Source organism: Comamonas sp. CMM02 (assembly GCF_014851485.1).
Taxonomy (GTDB): Bacteria; Pseudomonadota; Gammaproteobacteria; order Burkholderiales; family Burkholderiaceae_C; genus Comamonas; species Comamonas avium.
The window spans coordinates 554,365-572,758 of record NZ_JACUZW010000003.1 but is presented as its reverse complement, the minus strand read 5'-3'; the positions used below and the strand labels follow the sequence as shown (position 1 = coordinate 572,758).

Annotated in this window: 14 protein-coding genes; 10 read left to right on the top strand and 4 right to left on the bottom strand. The window is 57.9% G+C overall.

The features are described 5' to 3' along the window. Window positions 1-160 precede the first annotated feature (160 nt). On the top strand, window positions 161-1,519 hold the full coding sequence (locus IB213_RS12145) for a sodium:alanine symporter family protein (RefSeq protein WP_192406767.1): 1,359 nt from the start codon (window positions 161-163) through the stop codon (window positions 1,517-1,519). A gap of 122 nt (window positions 1,520-1,641) precedes the next feature. On the opposite strand, the gene IB213_RS12140 is transcribed toward IB213_RS12145, so the two are convergent. From IB213_RS12140 to IB213_RS12130, 3 genes are all read right to left on the bottom strand, one after another. Then, window positions 1,642-2,634 carry a site-specific integrase gene (locus IB213_RS12140; RefSeq protein ID WP_192406766.1) on the bottom strand — a complete coding sequence of 331 codons (993 nt, stop codon included), beginning with the start codon at window positions 2,632-2,634 and terminating at the stop codon, window positions 1,642-1,644. A gap of 55 nt (window positions 2,635-2,689) precedes the next feature. Then, window positions 2,690-4,741, bottom strand: coding sequence for a PAS domain S-box protein (locus IB213_RS12135; RefSeq protein ID WP_192406765.1), 2,052 nt, complete (start codon window positions 4,739-4,741; stop codon window positions 2,690-2,692). Between the two features lie 164 nt (window positions 4,742-4,905). Beyond that, window positions 4,906-5,568, bottom strand: coding sequence for a GntR family transcriptional regulator (locus IB213_RS12130; RefSeq protein WP_191721700.1), 663 nt, complete (start codon window positions 5,566-5,568; stop codon window positions 4,906-4,908). Window positions 5,569-5,689: 121 nt separating this feature from the next. Between IB213_RS12130 and scpA the strand changes: the two genes are divergently transcribed. From scpA to IB213_RS12090, 8 genes are all read left to right on the top strand, one after another. Continuing rightward, complete coding sequence (gene scpA, locus IB213_RS12125) at window positions 5,690-7,879, top strand: methylmalonyl-CoA mutase (protein WP_225561091.1); 2,190 nt, start codon at window positions 5,690-5,692, stop codon at window positions 7,877-7,879. Between the two features lie 32 nt (window positions 7,880-7,911). Next, a complete protein-coding gene (meaB, locus tag IB213_RS12120; RefSeq protein ID WP_192406764.1) occupies window positions 7,912-8,922 on the top strand; it encodes a methylmalonyl Co-A mutase-associated GTPase MeaB in 1,011 nt (336 codons plus the stop codon). Between the two features lie 65 nt (window positions 8,923-8,987). Then, window positions 8,988-10,529: an acyl-CoA carboxylase subunit beta gene (locus tag IB213_RS12115; protein WP_192406762.1), complete on the top strand. Its 1,542-nt coding sequence runs from the start codon at window positions 8,988-8,990 to the stop codon at window positions 10,527-10,529. A gap of 13 nt (window positions 10,530-10,542) precedes the next feature. Then, complete coding sequence (locus IB213_RS12110) at window positions 10,543-11,967, top strand: DUF389 domain-containing protein (RefSeq protein ID WP_192406761.1); 1,425 nt, start codon at window positions 10,543-10,545, stop codon at window positions 11,965-11,967. Further along, window positions 11,949-13,997, top strand: coding sequence for an acetyl/propionyl/methylcrotonyl-CoA carboxylase subunit alpha (locus IB213_RS12105; protein ID WP_192406760.1), 2,049 nt, complete (start codon window positions 11,949-11,951; stop codon window positions 13,995-13,997). Before IB213_RS12110 ends, IB213_RS12105 begins: the two co-directional genes overlap by 19 nt. 201 nt (window positions 13,998-14,198) lie before the next feature. Beyond that, window positions 14,199-15,032 (top strand): YdcF family protein, encoded by an 834-nt coding sequence (locus IB213_RS12100; RefSeq protein ID WP_192406759.1) that lies wholly within the window; start codon window positions 14,199-14,201, stop codon window positions 15,030-15,032. A gap of 104 nt (window positions 15,033-15,136) precedes the next feature. Then, on the top strand, window positions 15,137-15,607 hold the full coding sequence (locus IB213_RS12095; protein ID WP_192406758.1) for a VOC family protein: 471 nt from the start codon (window positions 15,137-15,139) through the stop codon (window positions 15,605-15,607). 15 nt (window positions 15,608-15,622) lie between these two features. Next, on the top strand, window positions 15,623-15,916 hold the full coding sequence (locus IB213_RS12090; protein ID WP_191721707.1) for a YciI family protein: 294 nt from the start codon (window positions 15,623-15,625) through the stop codon (window positions 15,914-15,916). 127 nt (window positions 15,917-16,043) lie between these two features. On the opposite strand, the gene IB213_RS12085 is transcribed toward IB213_RS12090, so the two are convergent. Beyond that, window positions 16,044-17,141: a hydrocarbon degradation protein gene (locus tag IB213_RS12085; RefSeq protein ID WP_225561090.1), complete on the bottom strand. Its 1,098-nt coding sequence runs from the start codon at window positions 17,139-17,141 to the stop codon at window positions 16,044-16,046. A gap of 260 nt (window positions 17,142-17,401) precedes the next feature. Here IB213_RS12085 and IB213_RS12080 point away from each other — a divergent pair, with 260 nt between their 5' ends. Continuing rightward, a complete protein-coding gene (locus IB213_RS12080) occupies window positions 17,402-18,292 on the top strand; it encodes an alpha/beta hydrolase (RefSeq protein WP_192406757.1) in 891 nt (296 codons plus the stop codon). The last annotated feature ends 102 nt before the right edge of the window (window positions 18,293-18,394 follow it).

Here is an 18,394-nt window from a genome sequence, read left to right as displayed (position 1 = left end):
AAAGCTAGCAAGTTATGCGCCAGAGCAAAGTGTCTCAGAGGGGAAAAGGGAGTCACTCACTGCACAAGTTGCATCACAGGCGGAGAATGTCGCCCTTGTCTTTTGCGACGGCGTCATTTCAGCATGCTCTCGCAGATGCATCAAATTGAAGAATAACGGTATGCAACAACTCACACAATGGCTCCACACGCTCAATGGCATGGTTTGGGGCGTTCCCATGATCGTGCTGATTTTGGGCACAGGCTTTTATCTGCAGCTGCGTCTGGGCTTTATGCCATTGCGCAATATTGGCTACGGCTTTCGCATGATCTGGAAGAGCCGCACGGTCGAAGACAAATCCAGCGGTGATATCTCTCCCTATGCTGCGCTGATGACTGCGCTGTCTGCCACGGTAGGTACGGGCAATATTGCAGGCGTGGCTACGGCAATTGCTGTGGGTGGGCCCGGTGCCTTGTTCTGGATGTGGATGACCGCCATTGTGGGCATGGCCACCAAGTACGCGGAAGTGGTGGTGGCGGTGAAGTTTCGCGAAAAAAATGCCAACGGCCAGTGGGTGGGCGGCCCTATGTACGCCATCAAAAACGGGCTGGGCCCCAAGTGGCGCTGGCTGGCAACGGCGTTTGCGGTGTTTGGCGGTCTGGCTGGATTTGGCATTGGAGCCATGGTGCAGGCCAACGGTATCTCCTCGGCCATGCAAGGTGCGTTTGGTCTGCAGACGTGGATCACCGGGCTGGCCGTTGCAGCCCTGACTGCTGCTGTGGTGCTGGGCGGCATCCAGCGCATCGGTGCTGTAGCTGAAAAGCTGGTGCCTTCCATGTGCATCGTCTACATCATCTGCGTGCTGTGGGTGCTGGGTACTTATTACGCGCAGATTCCTGCTGCGTTTGCGCTGATCATTGAGCAGGCTTTCAATCCTACGGCAGCGGTGGGTGGTTTTGCGGGATCGACCGTGCTGATGGCCATCCGCATGGGTGTGGCGCGCGGTATCTTCTCGAATGAGGCGGGTCTGGGGACGGCGGGTATTGCGCAGGCGGCAGGCCAGAGCAAGGACCCTGTGTTCTCCGGCATTGTGGGCATGATGGGCACCTTCATTGACACCATCATCGTCTGCACCATGACGGGTCTGGCCATTGTGGTGAGCGGTGTCTGGAACAGCGGTGCCAGCGGCGCGCTGCTGAGCACGCAGAGCTTTGAAGCGGCCATGCCCGGTATTGGTAAATATTTGCTGGCAATTTCGCTGGCGCTGTTTGCCTTCACCACCATTTTGGGCTGGGCGTACTACGGCGAAAAATGCTGGACATATCTGGTTGGCCCCGTGTGCGAAAAGCCATTTCGCATTCTGTGGGTGGTGGGCGTATTTGTGGGTGCCGTGGTGACGCTGGATGTGGCGTGGCTGGTGGCTGATACCTTGAACGCGCTGATGGCGATTCCCAATCTGATCTCGCTGCTCATGCTGTCGCCCGTGATTGCCAAGCTGACCAGGGATTACTTTGACGGCAGACAGGCTGGTGTGAAGTAAGGCTTGCAGTTATTAAAAAGAGAGCTGTCAGCGCTTGTGTATGCTTGTTTTTAGATATAAAAGTATCTGAAACGTAATGTACATAGGCGCTAGTAGCTCTCTTTTTTTGTTTAACCTGGAATTTACGACTGCGCCGTGTCATCTCCAAAGTAGGCACGCAGGTGCAGCAAGGCGTTGGGGCTTTTCATGCCTGAGCGTGCCAGCACCTCATCGACACTGCAGCCGCTATCGAGCCACTGCACCAGCACGGTATTGCGCACGACCTGTGGCCCCATGCGCGCGGGCTCAGGCAGCTGGCTGGCCTGGGCTGCTTGTTTGAGCGTTTTGGTGACCAGATGCAGCAAGGTGTGGTTGGACAGCTGGGGGGCTTTGCGTGTGCAAAACAGCGCCGCCTGCCCCTGCATGGCGTGGTAGCCCGCGCGGGCCTGCAGCCAGTGCCGCAGGGCGGCGTACAGCTTGTCGGACACGGGCAGGGCGCGCGTTTGCTTGTCGCGCTCGCCAATGATCTGGATGGCTTCAACCTTGTGGGGCTCTTGCTGTGACCAGCGCAGGCTGCCCATCTCCAGAAATCGCACTTCCTCGGGCGTCAGGCCCAGCTCCATCAGCAAGATCAGGATGGCGCGGTCGCGGCTGCTGATCAGATCATCGGGCTGCGGAATCTGCCGCTCCAAAGCACGCCACATGCGCGGCGAAAGTATGGCGCCCTTGGGGTCCTCGCTGGGCGGCATGTCCTGCTCTGTCAGGCCCTGGGCCGGATTGTCCGGTGCCCAGCGGTGCAGCACGGCGTGGTCATACACCCGGTCCAGCACACGCCAGTAACGCCGGCGCGTGATGTCGCTGGGCTTGGAGCGCTTGGGGCTTTGCGGCCCGTGGTTGATGAACTCGAGCACCTGCACCGGCGTGGCGCTGGCCCAGATGTGCGGATCGCCCGCTTCAGCACCACCGGCCAAAAAGCGCAGCCAGGAGTGCCAGATAAAGCCATAAGGTCTGGCAGCATCAGGGCTCAAAGGCTCCCAGGGGTCTTGCCCGCAAGTGAGCAGCCAATGGTCAAACGCATTGTCGCCGCGCATGGCTGTCAGGGGCAGGCTATCGAGGGTGTTCAGGCAGGCAGACATTCAGGCAATCAGGGGCAAGAGAAATCGAGCAAATATTTTGCTTGATACCCAGTGCTCACCAGTGCACTTGCGCATTGGGATTGCTCCACAGTGGGGCCATATTCTCAAGTGTGGTCTCCATAAGCTCAGTGGCAGTCAAAGAAGACTGCAGCGTCGAGCCAGAGCCCAGCAATATTTCCTGCACCCCGTATTTGCTGTAACTGGCACTGCCCTCGTGCAGGGTGTGGCCCAGGCGCTGGATCAGGGCTTTGAATGCCTGCTGCTCCTTAAAGCCAGGCAGCAGCAAGGCCAGATGGTCCTCTCCAAAGCGAGCCAGTGTGTCGGTACTGCGCAGCTGCTGCTGCAACAGCTGCGCCAGCACGCGCAATGCACCCGTGAAGTCTGTGTTGCCGGGCTGCGTGGCTGGGCCTTGGGCCGGTAATACCTTGACGACCATGATTCCCACGTGGGTGGCCTTGCGCCGCGCTGTCAGCACCGCGCTGCTCAATCGATCCATGAACAGCTTCTGGCCAGGCAGGCCTGTGACGCTGTCGTGCAAGTCGGCGTAGGGCAGCGTGCCTTCAAGGCCCGGGCGCTCGCTCACGTCGCTGACCACGGCAATGAAGTGCTGCGGGCGCTGCAGCTCGCTGAGCACAGGAGAGATTGACAGGCGCTGCATCCACACTGAGCCATTACTGCGCGTGAACATGATTTCACTTTGCCAGTACTGCTGGGTGGCCACGACTTGCCACAGCTTGCTCATATCGGGTGGGATGTCTGTGTCCTCATACAGTGATTCCAGCGACCGGCCCACGCAGCTTTCACGCGTTTTTTCCATCAGGCGCAAAAAGGCGGGGTTGACATCGGAGATGTTGTGATTGGCATCCACAATCGCCACACCTTCGCGCACGTGGTGGAACACGCTGGCTGCAATACGCAGCTGTGCATCGGTGCGCTTGCGTTCTGAAATATCTTGCAGGTAGCCCACAAAAATAGTGCCATCAGGCGTTAGCGCTTTGCCGATGGCCAGCTGCAAAGGAACGTGGCGTCCATCCTTGCGTTTGCCCAGGACCTCTCGGCCATTGATGGAAATGGCCCGGTTGGGCTGGCCCACGTGCCGCTCAAGATGCCCATCGTGCTGCTCGGACAAAGGCGAGGGCATGAGGGTGGACACATTGCGGCCCGCAATTTCGTCCTTGCTATAGCCAAAAATACGTTCCGCTGCGGGATTGAAATCTTGGATATGCCCTTTGGCATCGATGGTGATAAAGCCGTCTTCTGCCGTGTCAATCATGGCGTTCAAGCGCGCATCGCGCACCGCAACGGCCTGCCACAGATCGCGGTAACGCAGCAGCGCATTGGCCAGCCCCAAAATCAGGAACACAACAAAGGACATGGCGGCAATCAGCAACGGCAGCGATTCGCTGTGCTCCATCTGTGCCTGCGCCCCAGGCTGCTGTGGTGCTTGCACTGCAACGCGCAGCGCCAGCATGGAGATGTAGTGCATGCTGGCAATTGCAAGGCTCATCAGCAATGGGGGCAGCAAGCGCCATGACCAGTGAAGGCGGTCAACCCCGTAGCTGTAAATAATGCGCTGGCACACAAATGCCACAACAGAACACATCAAGCCCGCCAGAAGAGACAGCACTGACAGCGGTAAATCAAAAAGCATGCGGCCATCAAGGCGCATGGCGGCAATGCCGCTGTAATGCATGGCCCCAATGCCCAGGGCGGCCATGGTGGCGCTGACCAAGATACGCGTATTTGAGGGATTGACTGACTGCAAGGACCACAGGGCCAGCCATGCAGCGACCATGCCTGGAATGATGGACAGCCCCGTGCCTAAAGGGTCGTAATGCACGGCAGTGGGCAAGCGCATGGCCAGCATGCCAATAAAGTGCATGGCCCAGATGCCCAGACCCAGCACCATGCTGGCGCACAGCAACGACACTCGGCGGTGACTGAGCGCTGCAGCCTGGCGGTTGGCATGCGCCATGTAGAAAGCGGCACAGCTGCTGATGAATACAACCAGCAGCGAAAGTACCACCAGCCCTAGATTGTGGCTTGCATGCACCAGCGCCATGGTGTGGTGGCTACTCGCAGAATCTGTAACGAATGGGCCAAGCACGTTCTTCCTTTGAAAACGAGAGTCGATAAATTGAAGATGAAATTCAATTTGTATCTACATTACATGAGCTGGCTAACAACGTACAACGATTGAAACAGATGGTGCAATTTCAATACATAGTCACAGACTAATGTTACTTAATGTGTCGCTATGTAGGATAAATGCTATAGGGACTTCTTCTCGATAGTTACTGCCGCCATCAATCCGTTTTGAAAGTGCGTCAGCATGGCCGCTCTGGTTGCGTCAGCGTTGCGCTCAACCAGTGAGCGCATCACATCACTGTGCTCTTTGAGGCTGTCTTCAATACGGCCTTGCTTGAACAGTGACTGGTGGCGATTGAGCTTCATTACCTTGCGCAGATCCGCCACAGACTGGCTCAGAAAGCGGTTGCCGCACAGGGTCAGCAATGCCATGTGAAATTGCTCGTTGATCTGAAAAAACCTGTTGGCGTCGTGTACTGCGCGCTCCAGTTGACGGTGCAGGTCGTGCAATTGCTGCAGCTCAGCAGCCGTGGCGGTTTGCGCCACGGCTGCGGCGGCATCGCTTTCCAGCAGCGCAAGCAGGTGGTAGACATCGCGCAGGTCTTTTTCTGAGACTTCTGTCACATAGGCACCACGGCGTACCTTCATGGTGACCAGGCCTTCGGCGGCCAGTACCTTCAAAGCTTCGCGCAAAGGCGTGCGACTGATGCCGAATTCTTCAACCATCTTCATCTCATCAATCCAGCTGCCGGGCTCGAGCTCGCGGCTGTAGATGCGTTGGCGCACCAGTTCAGCCACTTCGATATACAGCGGTTTGGGTGTGAGCAGGGCGGTGGTTTCCGTCATCGATTTCCTAGGGCTAACCCCATGGGGTGTGCAGTAGTTATGAATCAATAATTATGAATCACAAAAAGTTTGGAAGACTTCTCGTTTTCCAGCACACGACCAAACGGAGACGGTTGTAACCATGGGTATTGACGCAAAGCTGGGCCAGACGGCGGCCAAAGTAGCACCGGAATTTCAAGCACCAAGCTTGGCCGATTGGGAAAAGGCTTCAGCCAAAGCATCACCGGGGGGAGATGTTCACAACCTCAACTGGGTCACGCCAGACGGCATCACAGTCAAGCCGTTGTACACCGCACAAGATATCGAAGGCTTGCCGCACGCCAATACCTTGCCTGGTTTTGCACCCTATATCCGTGGCCCGCAAACCACCATGTACGCGGGTCGCCCCTGGACCATTCGTCAGTACGCAGGCTTTTCTACCGCAGAAGAATCCAACGCTTTCTACCGCAAGGCGCTGGCAGCGGGAGGGCAAGGTGTGTCTGTGGCATTTGACCTGGCCACGCACCGGGGCTATGACTCAGACCACCCCCGGGTAACGGGTGACGTGGGCAAGGCCGGGGTTGCCATTGACTCGGTGGAAGACATGAAAATCCTCTTTGACCAGATACCGCTGGACAAAGTCTCAGTTTCCATGACCATGAACGGGGCGGTGCTGCCGGTGCTGGCTGGCTATGTGGTTGCCGCCGAAGAGCAGGGCGTATCGCAGGATCAGTTGTCCGGAACCATTCAGAACGACATTCTGAAAGAGTTCATGGTGCGCAACACCTATATCTACCCGCCCCAGCCTTCAATGAAGATCATTGGCGACATCATCGAGTACACGAGCAAGAACATGCCCAAGTTCAACTCGATCTCGATCTCGGGCTATCACATGCAGGAAGCAGGTGCCAATCAGGCGCTGGAGCTGGCTTTCACGCTGGCCGATGGCAAGGAATACGTCAAAACAGCCACCGCCAAGGGCATGGATGTGGACGATTTTGCGGGGCGGCTGTCGTTCTTCTGGGCGATTGGCATGAATTTCTATCTCGAAATCGCCAAGATGCGCGCTGCGCGCCTGCTGTGGTGCCGGATCATGCAGGACTTTGGTGCCAAGAAACCCAAAAGCCTGATGCTGCGCACGCACTGCCAGACCTCTGGCTGGAGCCTGACCGAGCAAGACCCGTACAACAACGTGGTGCGCACCACGATTGAGGCCATGGCCGCCGTGTTTGGTGGCACGCAAAGCCTGCACACCAACAGTTTTGATGAGGCCATTGCACTGCCTACCGAGTTCTCGGCGCGCATTGCCCGCAATACCCAGCTCATCATTCAGGAAGAGACGCACATCACCAATGTGATTGATCCGTGGGCGGGCTCCTACATGATGGAGACGCTTACGCAGGAAATGGCCGACAAGGCGTGGGCTATTTTTGAAGAAGTCGAAGCCATGGGCGGCATGACCGCCGCTGTAGACAGTGGCTGGGCCAAGCTCAAGATTGAAGCCGCAGCCGCTGAAAAACAGGCGCGCATTGACTCGGGTAAAGACGTGATTGTGGGGGTCAACAAATACAAGCTGGCCAAAGAAGACCCGATCGATATTCTGGAGGTGGACAACGTCAAGGTGCGCGACAGCCAGATTGCGCGCTTGAACGCTATCAAGCAGCAGCGCGATGCGGCCCTTGTGGCGCAAGCGCTGGACGCGCTGACTTCAGCAGCGCAGTCAGGTCAGGGCAACTTGCTGGATCTGTCCATTCAAGCCATGCGTTTGCGCGCTACGGTGGGTGAGGTTTCAGACGCTCTGGAAAAAGTCTTTGGCCGCCACCGTGCGGATACACAAAAGGTGACCGGTGTGTACGCTGCCGCTTATGACTCTGCTGAAGGCTGGGACAAACTCAAGACCGAGATCGATCAGGCGGCTGAAAGCCTGGGTCGCCGCCCACGCGTGATGATTGCCAAACTGGGCCAGGACGGCCATGACCGAGGTGCCAAGGTAGTGGCCACGGCCTTTGCCGATCTGGGTTTTGACGTTGACATGGGGCCGCTCTTTCAGACCCCGGAAGAATGCGCACGGCAAGCGATCGAAAACGACGTGCACGCGGTGGGGGTCTCGACACTGGCTGCGGGCCACAAAACCTTGGTGCCCGCCATCATTGAAGAGCTCAAAAAGCAGGGCGCAGACGACATCATTGTCTTTGTCGGTGGCGTGGTGCCTGCACAGGACTACGACTTCCTGTTCAAGGCGGGCGTCAAGGGTGTGTACGGCCCAGGCACTGCCATTCCTGCCAGCGCCAAGGACGTGCTGGAGAACATCAAGAAAGCGGCTGCGCGCTGAGCGCCCCTCTATATAGAAATAGAGAGCTTGTTGTGACACCTGAGCAATTGCAAGAAGGCATCTTGCATGGCAATGCAGCTGTGCAACGCCGTGCCATGGCCAAGGCCATCACGTTGCTGGAATCTACGCGCAGCGACCACCGGACTTTGGCCGATGGCTTGCTTACCGCTTTGCTGCCTTACACAGGCAAAGCGCTGCGGCTGGGTATCAGCGGCGTGCCGGGCGTGGGTAAATCCACCTTTATTGAAACGCTGGGCATGCAGCTGACAGCACAGGGCCACAGGGTTGCCGTGCTGGCAATTGACCCTTCTTCGACGGTTTCTGGCGGCTCGATCTTGGGCGACAAGACGCGCATGGAGCACCTGTCAGTGAACCCCAATGCCTATATCCGGCCCAGCCCGTCCAGCGGCACGCTGGGCGGAGTGGCCGAGAAAACCCGAGAGGCCATGCTGGTCTGTGAAGCCGCTGGCTACGACGTGGTCATTGTTGAAACCGTTGGCGTAGGGCAGAGCGAAATTGCCGTGCATGGCATGACAGACATGTACTGCGTACTGCAGTTGCCTAACGCCGGCGATGACCTGCAGGCCATTAAGAAGGGCGTGATGGAGCGGGCGGATCTGGTGGTGATCAATAAAGCCGACATTGACCCGCACGCCGCCACCAGGGCAGAGGCACAAATCACCTCCAGCCTGCGATTGCTGGGAATGCATGGCAACCCAGAAAACGCCAGCCACAACGAGCAGTTGTGGCAGCCCAAGGTGCTGCAGATGAGCGCTTTGAAGGGCGAGGGGGTCGAGCGGTTCTGGCAGATGGTGCAGCGCTTTCAAATGCTGCAAACCCGCAATGGCCGCCTCAAGCAACGCAGAGAGCAGCAGTCGTTGGCCTGGATGTGGGAGCGCATTGATGCCGGTCTGAAGCAGGCATTCAAGCAGCACCCCAAGGTGCAGGCATTGCTTCCCGACATTCAAGCTGACGTGGTTGCAGGGCGTTTGCCAGCCAGTACGGCCGCACGGCAATTGCTCAATGCCCAGATGGATGGGTAGATTGTTGAATCTACATTACATGAATTAAAAGTGACTACTTAAAGAAGGCACAGAGGAAGACAAACATGGAACAAGCAAACAACATCCTTGAGCAGCTCGAAAGCAAAAGAGAGCTGGCCAGATTAGGTGGCGGCCAAAAACGTATTGATGCGCAGCACAAGAAAGGCAAGCTCACTGCCCGTGAACGCATTGAACTGCTGCTCGACGATGGCACCTTTGAAGAGTGGGACATGTTTGTTGAGCACCGCTGCACCGACTTTGGCATGGAAAACACCAAAATTCCCGGTGATGGCGTTGTCACTGGCTACGGCATGATCAATGGCCGTCTGGTGTTTGTCTTCAGCCAGGACTTCACGGTGTTTGGCGGGGCGTTGTCTGAAACCCATGCCGAAAAAATTTGCAAGGTGATGGACCAGGCCATGAAGGTTGGCGCTCCGGTGATCGGCCTCAATGATTCAGGTGGTGCCCGTATTCAGGAAGGTGTCGCCAGCCTGGGGGGCTATGCCGATGTGTTCCAAAAGAACGTGCTGGCATCGGGCGTAGTGCCACAGATTTCCATGATCATGGGCCCATGCGCTGGTGGTGCGGTGTATTCACCGGCCATGACAGACTTCATTTTCATGGTCAAGGACAGCAGCTACATGTTTGTGACCGGCCCCGAAGTGGTCAAAACCGTCACGCATGAAGAGGTCACCGCCGAAGAGCTGGGCGGCGCCATCACCCACACCAGCAAAAGCGGCGTGGCCGACATGGCGTTTGACAACGACGTTGAAGCACTGATGATGCTGCGCCGTCTGTACAACTACCTGCCGCTGAACAACCGGGAAAAAGCGCCCGTGCGCGACACGACCGACCCTGCAGACCGTGCCGATGTGTCGCTGAACTCTCTGGTGCCCGAGAACGCCAACAAGCCGTACGACATGAAGGAGTTGATTCTCAAAACGGTGGATGATGGCGATTTCTTTGAGCTGCAGCCAGACTACGCCAAGAACATCATCATTGGTTTTGCGCGCATGGCAGGGCAGACCGTAGGCATTGTGGCCAACCAGCCGCTGGTACTGGCCGGTTGTCTGGACATCAAGTCCAGCATCAAGGCGGCGCGGTTCGTGCGGTTTTGTGATGCCTTCAACATTCCAGTCATTACGTTTGTGGATGTCCCGGGTTTCATGCCCGGCACATCACAAGAGTACGGCGGCATCATCAAGCACGGTGCGAAATTGCTGTATGCGTACGCAGAGTGCACGGTGCCAAAAATTACGGTGATTACCCGCAAGGCCTACGGCGGGGCGTATGACGTGATGGCTTCCAAGCACTTGCGCGGTGACGTCAATCTGGCCTGGCCTCACGCAGAAATTGCCGTGATGGGTGCCAAGGGTGCTGTGGAAATTATTTTCCGCGAAGACAAGAACGACCCCGTCAAGCTTGCAGCCCGCGAGGCAGAGTACAAAGAACGTTTCGCCAACCCCTTTGTCGCCGGCGCTCGTGGCTTCATTGATGACGTCATCCAGCCCCATGAGACGCGCAAGCGTATCTGCCGCAGTCTTGAGATGCTGAAAAACAAGCAGCTTGAGAATCCGTGGCGCAAACACGGCAACATTCCTTTGTGAAAGTGCTGTAGCCATGCGGCCTAAGCTGCTATTTCTGTTCGACCTGCGCAAGGATCAGCAGGATACGAAGGTCATCGACGAAACGGTGCGCATGGGCGCTCAGTTTGGCGGAACCAACCTCTGGGTGCTGTTCTTTGCCATCTTGATTGCTTCCGTGGGGCTCAATACCAACTCCACGGCAGTCATCATCGGCGCGATGCTGATTTCGCCGCTGATGGGGCCTATCGTTGGCATGGGCTACGGCGCAGCGGTGCAAGACCTGGGCCTGATTCGTACGGCAGGCAAAAACCTGGCGATCTTCGTGGTTCTGAGCCTGGTCACTTCGGTGCTGTACTTCACGCTCAGCCCGCTGGAGCAACCTCAGTCAGAGCTGATGGCGCGCACTTTTCCCACGCTGTGGGATGTGCTCATCGCAGCGTTTGGCGGTGCGGCTGGCATGGTGGCAGTCACACGGCGCAGCTATTCCAACATCGTGCCCGGCGTGGCAATCGCAACCGCGCTCATGCCCCCGCTGTGCACTGCAGGCTTTGGTATTGCGCATGGCCGCTGGGACATGTTTGGTGGAGCGTTTTACCTGTTCATCATCAACAGCATGTTCATCGGTGCGTCCACCCTGGCCGTCGCCAAGCTGCTGCGCTTGCCACGGCATGGGCAGCTGGATGAAGCCACACGCAAGCGCCACCGGCTCATCATCGTGCTGGGCCTGACCGCTGTTCTGGTGCCCAGCGTGTGGATGGCGTACCGCCTGGTGCAGCAAGAAGTGTTTGCCAGCGTGGCAGCGCGTGTGGCCCGTGACCTGGAGGCAGAGCCTAGCAGCCACGTGCTCATGCATGAAGTGGATGCTGGAGCACGCACGCTGCGCCTGATTGTGGTGGGCCGCACTGACGAAGCCCAGCTGCGTGAGCAGGTACAGCGGCGCTTGCTGCGTGACGGACAGGCTAATGTGACTGTGCTGGTGCGCGATGCCGGGGACGATTCGCTCAATGTTGAAAAGCTGCGCAGCGAGCTGCAAGAGGGCGTGAACAAAACGCTGGTCGAGCAAGTCAAGTCCATGGATGCGCAGCTCAAAGCCTTGCAGCAGGATGTGAGCAAAACCCGGGAACAGACCCTGGCCCTGGCAGAAAAGCCGGCCCCAAAGCTGGTGGACGCTCAGGCTCTGCTCCAGGAAGTGCAAGCCCAGCATCCGCTGGTCTGCGCACTGACACTGGCGCAAGGTGAACGTACTGCCAGTGTGAACGAACCGCCCAGGCCCACCAGCGTGGTGATCCTGGACGTGGCCCAACCCTTATCCACGCATGACAAAGACGGGTTACTCCGTTGGCTGGGTGTGCGATTAGATAAATCAGAAGTGCTGTTGATGGAGCGTCCAGAGGCGCGCGCTGTCACTGCCAGAGACAAAAACCGAAGAAAGCAGACAACATGTTCACCAAAATCCTGATTGCCAACCGCGGCGAGATTGCCTGCCGTGTCATTGCTACTGCCCGCAAGATGGGCATCGCCACCGTTGCGGTGTATTCAGACGCCGACAAGGACGCCCGCCACGTCAAGCTGGCTGATGAAGCCGTGCGGATTGGTGCTGCACCCAGCCGTGAGTCCTATCTGCTAGCAGACAAGATCATTGAGGCTGCCAAGCAAACGGGTGCCCAGGCCATTCATCCGGGTTACGGTTTCCTGAGCGAAAACGAAGCGTTTGCCAAGCGCTGCGAAGAAGAGGGCATTGCCTTTATCGGGCCCAAAGCACATTCCATTGCCGCCATGGGCGACAAAATCGCCTCGAAGAAACTGGCCAATGCAGCCAATGTCAACACCATTCCCGGCTACAACGACCCCATATCAGGCCCAGAAGCGGCGGTGGAGATTGCCAAGGGCATTGGCTACCCCGTCATGATCAAGGCTTCGGCAGGCGGTGGCGGCAAAGGCCTGCGTGTGGCCTTCAATGACAAGGAAGCCTTTGAAGGCTTTGCCAGCTGCCAGAACGAAGCGCGCAACAGCTTTGGCGACGACCGCATCTTCATCGAAAAATTTGTGCAGGAGCCGCGCCACATTGAAATTCAGGTGCTCGGTGACAGCCATGGCAACGTCATTTACCTGAACGAGCGCGAATGCTCCATCCAGCGCCGCCACCAGAAGGTCATTGAAGAGGCTCCCAGCCCTTTCATCTCGGATGCCACCCGCAAGGCCATGGGCGAGCAGGCTGTAGCCTTGGCCAAAGCGGTGCAGTACCAGTCCGCCGGTACGGTGGAGTTTGTGGTGGGCAAGGACCAGGATTTCTACTTTCTGGAAATGAATACCCGCCTGCAGGTGGAGCACCCCGTCACTGAGTGCATCACAGGACTGGATCTGGTGGAGCAAATGATCCGCGTAGCGGCAGGAGAAAAACTGGCCATCGCGCAAAACCAGGTCAAACGTGACGGCTGGGCCATGGAGTGCCGCATCAATGCCGAAGATCCGTTTCGCAACTTCTTGCCATCAACGGGCCGTCTGGTGCGCTTTAACCCACCAGAGCAAACCATGTGGCAGGCCGACACCGAGCATCTGTACGGTGTTCGCGTAGATACAGGGGTGTACGAGGGCGGCGAAATTCCGATGTTCTACGACTCGATGATTGCCAAGCTCATCGTGCACGGCAAAGACCGCAACGACGCCATTGCCAAGATGCGTGAAGCTCTCAACGGCTTTGTGATTCGCGGCATCAGCTCCAACATTCCCTTTCAGGCCGCATTGCTGGCGCATCCCAAGTTCCAGTCCGGCGACTTCAACACCGGCTTTATTGCCGAGCACTACGCCCACGGCTTTAACGCCAGCGATGTGCCGCACAGCGATCCAGACTTTCTGGTGGCCCTGGCTGCGCACATGAACCGCCGCTACCGCGCGCGCGCCTCCACCATCAGTGGACAAATGCGTGGCCATGAACTGGTGGTAGACGCCAATTACACCGTGGTGGTGCTTGGCGCACAAGGCCATAACCAGCACTTTGATGCCCAGGTGTCAGACTTTGAATTTGACAGCCGCAAAAGCGTTGTGACGCTCAACGGCAAGCGCTACGAATTTCAAAGCCACAGCGCCATGCGCGAGCTGCGCCTGCAAGGCACATGCAACGGGCAAGCCTTTACCGTGCAGGTGGAGCGCGGTACGCCTAAAAACCCGCTGGCTTTGCGCATTACCCACAACGGCACCCAGATTGATGCTCTGGTGCTGTCGCCCAAGGGGGCACAGCTGCACCAGTTGATGCCCTACAAAGCACCGGCAGACATGTCCAAGTTCTTGCTCTCGCCCATGCCTGGCCTGCTGGTCGATGTGACAGTGCAGCCTGGGCAGAAAGTGCAGGCCGGTGAAAAGCTGGCCGTCATTGAAGCCATGAAGATGGAGAACATTCTTTTTGCCACGCAAGATGGCGTTGTCAGCAAGGTCAGCGCAGGCAAGGGTGACTCGCTGGCGGTTGACGATGTGATTGTGGAATTTCAATGACCTGAGCAGGCTTGCAGGTGCAGCCACTGCGCTGCGCTTGCACGCGCTGTTGTGCATAACAAACTTGCGCAATGGCCATTGCGCAGCATTTCATCGGGCACACTTGCGTGGTTACAAGTGATGACAAAAGCATCGATGCGATGCTTTTCTTAATCACCATCAAAACCACTTAAAGCGCTCATGGTTGTAGCGCAAGCAGCTATGTATTTGAAAGCCCCTTTGGCCACATTGCCCACCTCTAGCGTCGGTAGCCCTGCACAACGGGTGCAGCGCATCCTGCTGTCCCTGGTCAGTGCGGTGCTGCTGCTTGATGCGGGGGTATTGATGGCGCTGCGCCACTTCAATGTGGGCGTGACCGTGCCTGCTGCCTTAGGTACTGCCGGGGCCCTGCTGGCTTGGCAATGGCCGCTTGTGCAGCGCTGGCGCCGCAGCAAGCGCAGTCATGCCAGGCTGTGGAACTGGGGCTGGGCGCTGCTGGCTTTGTGGGTGCTGAGCGTGCTGCTTTTTTGGGGCCGCCTGCTAGGTACTGGCGTGCAGCCTGAGCAAGTGCCACCGGTGGCGGCCATTGTGGTTCTGGGCAGCGGCACCCAAAACGGTCAGCCCCGGCCAGTGCTGGCGGAGCGCCTGGATACTGCTGCACAACTGGCCCACTTGCAGCCATCGGCCTTGATTGCCGTTTGCGGCGGGGTGGACTGGGGCGAAACCGAAAGTGAAGCGACCGTGATGGCCCGCTATCTGATGGAGCGCCACGGGATTGCTGCCGAACGTTTGTTGCTGGAAGGCCAGAGCACCAGTACGGAGCTCAACCTGCAGCTCAGCCGCCCCTTACTGCAGGCACGCGGCATCGATGCCACAGCCCCCACGGCCATGGTCAGCAGCGACTTTCACCTGATGCGCGCCATGGCCATGGCCCAGCAGCAAGGCTTGACCGGCATGGTGCCGGTGGCCGCTGCCACGCCGCTGGCCACACGCTACAACGCATGGCTGCGCGAGTACTTCGCCATGCTCAGCAGCTGGGTGCTGGGTGAGCTGTAAAGCACAGAAAGCTGCAGTGCGAAATGGCCTTCGATTGATATCAGAAAAATTTGCCTCTAGCCTAATATTTGCAGGCACCAAAGCTATTAACTCAGGAGTACTTCATGACTGCAGCCCTTCGTCCTTTCAAAGTTCTTGGCATTCAGCAGGTCGCTATTGGCGGCACTGACAAGAGCCGAATGAAGAAACTGTGGGTAGATATGCTGGGGCTGGAGCAGACCGGCACCTTTCAGAGTGAACGTGAGAACGTGGACGAAGACATCCTCGCCATGGGCAAAGGTGTGATGAAGGTGGAGGTGGACATCATGCAACCCATGGATATCGACAAAAAACCTGCCGTGCACACCACGCCACTCAACCACATCGGCCTGTGGATCGATGATTTGCCCAAGGCCGTGCAATGGCTTACCGCCCAAGGCGTGCGCTTTGCCCCCGGTGGCATCCGCAAGGGCGCTGCGGGCTACGACATCACTTTTCTTCATCCCAAGAGCAATGACGAATTTCCGATTGCCGGGGAGGGCGTGCTGATTGAGCTGGTGCAAGCGCCTGCCGATGTGATTGCCGCTTTGGGTTAAGCCCGAGGGGTTGCAATGCGCTGGATTGCTATTTTTACGGACACCCCTGCCATGCTGGCAGTACGACAGCAGCAGGGGCAGGCACACCTGGATTTTCTGGCCCGACACAAAACCGAAATTCAGCTGGCTGGAGGCTGCCGCAGCGAGGCCGGTGGTGACTATATCGGCGGTCTGTGGGTGATGGAGGTGCCCAACCGCGCCCGAGCTGTGGCATTGATTGAGCAGGACCCGTATTTTTCAAGCGGTGCACGCCAGTATGAATTGCGCACCTGGGGAAAAGCATTTGAGGGCGAGATGGTTGTGCTGTAGAGACGGCCCTGGTGTGAACGGGGAAAATTTCGTTGCCACCGCAAGCCGCGAGAAGTCTTTTGTGCAATGGCTTGAGGCTGTAGTGCCCATGCATGCACCAGCCATCACAAGGCTTGTGTTAACGGCGCTAAAAGTAGTAGCCCAGCTTGAGTCCTGCCGCTTTGGCAGTGCCAGGCTCAAAATGCGCCATGGGTATGCCGCTGCTAGAGATATCGGTGGCACCCAGACGCTGGTAGCTGACCCATGGCGTGACCTTGATGTGCGCGTTGTGGTAGTTCACACCCACGGTGTAGCCGGTGCGTCCATTGCTTGGGCGCAATGGGGATAAGGGGTTCTTGCTGCTTTTTTTGTCATACACCAGTGCTACAAAGCCTGACCACTGTGGCCCGAACTTCTGGCCCAGTCCAAGTGTGTAGGTGGTGGAGCTTTGCAGATCTGTGAGACTGCTTCCGTGCGTGGCAGCAGCAAAAGCCTGGGGGCGCAGCTGCAACTGTGCCCAGTCGCTCCAGCGAATCTGCCCAAACAGCAACGTACTGGGTGTCATGCCGGTTTGGACATCCAGATTAAAACTTTGCGGCGAGGTAGAGTGGGTCGTCGTGGTACCTGCTCCTGCCTGCAGGTTTTCTTGCGTTCTGACCTGGTGCTTGATGGCCGAGTAATAAGTGCCCGCAATGCGAAGCGCCATTTCAGGGCGCTCGTAGCTCATGCCCAGCAAGTAACCGGGTTCGATGCTCGGATGAAAACTCACGCGGTAGCCGTTCAAGGCACCAAAGGCCAGGCCTCCCAAAGCCATATGCCCCTCAGAGCGCTGCAGGCGCAGGCCGCCGTGCATCGCCCAGCGTTCATTCCATTGGTAGCGCAGCGCACCCATCAATTCATAGGTGCTGATGCGCGCCTGCGTACCGCCGAACAGGCGTGAATGCTGCCGGCCGTAAGCAATATCTACCCCAAATGGGCGTGTCACCATCAGCAGCATCGAGGTTTGCGGGGCGATGTCCTGTTTGTAGGCAAAGCCCCATTGCGCGTGGTCTGAGGCGACTTGTCCCGTGGATTGCCCCCACGCATCCGTTCCACGCACCTGGGGGCGAGCGGCATAGGTCTCTACCGAGAGATAGCGGCCCTTTTCAAACAAGGGCGCAATGCTCTGGCCAGTTCTATCGGCTCCAGCGGCTTGCGCGCAGGCGCTCAGCGTCATGGCTGTGCAGGCCAAGCTGGTTTTTGTCATTTGCCAGCCATTCAGCGGCATGCGCATTGCGTGCAAGCTCACAGTATGTAAATAAATGTTTTCAAGAGCGCGCATTGTGCATGCAACAAGCTTTTGCGCAAAGGTGCGTGCGGTTGCAGTGTTCCGGTGAGCATGCCGGGGCTCAACAGATAGCCCGGGCACCAAAAAGCGCAGGCCTCATGTTTTTGTCAGCAAGCGGCACGGGCAGGCCGTATGCTGCGCTCAGTTTTTTGAACGTTTGATGAGTGACACGCCAATCCATGTCCATTGATGCTGCCCAAGCCCATTTCGACCGCCAATACAACGCCCGCGCCAGTGTTCAAGATCCATTGGCGTACATGGCCCGCTACGCCCAAGAAAGCCAGGCGGCGTTTGCACTGCCGGGGGCCGTGCGCAATCAGCGCTACAGCCCCAGAGAGACGGATGTTCTAGACATTTATCTGCCACAAACGCTTGCTGCATCAGCGCAGGCAGCACCTGTCTTTATATTCATTCACGGAGGCTACTGGCGCGCACTCAGCAAGAACGATTCGGCCTTCATGGCTCCGGCGTTGACGCAAGCAGGGGCCTTGGTGGTGGTGCCAGATTACGATCTGGCCCCCTCAGTCACACTTGACCACATCGTTGATCAGATGCGTCAGGCCTTTGCATGGGTGGTGCGCAATATCGCCATCTACGGTGGTGATGCGCGCAACATCTGCGTGTGCGGCAGCTCGGCGGGCGGTCAACTGGCAGGCATGCTGCTGGCCAGGGGCTGGCAGGATGACTACGACTTGCCGCTCAGCGCCACGCCTGCATCGGCCTTTCCTTTGAGCGGGCTGTTTGATCTGCAGCCACTGCTGACCACGCACATCAACGCATGGATGGGCATGGATGACGCCGCCGCCATGCGCAACAGCCCCCGGTTTTTGCTGCCAGACAGCAGCACCCACGGCCAGTGCCAGCTGCGCGTGGCCTGCGGCGAGTTTGAAAGCAGTGAGTTTCAGCGCCAATCCAGTGAGTATCTGGCCGCATGGCAGGCGCGCTGCTTGCAAGGCCAGTGGGTACAAGCCCCGGCCACCAACCATTTTGATTTGCCGCTGCAACTGGCAGACCCTGCCTCCAGTGTGCATCGGGCTGCACTGGAACTCATGGGCCTGGCGCAAGCCTAGGTGTTGCATCTGCACCAACAGCCATGGCATTGCTCCTCAAAAATGCTGCGCCTGTGTAGGCTTGCGCCCGCACCCATGCAGCTTTCCTGCACCACCACACAC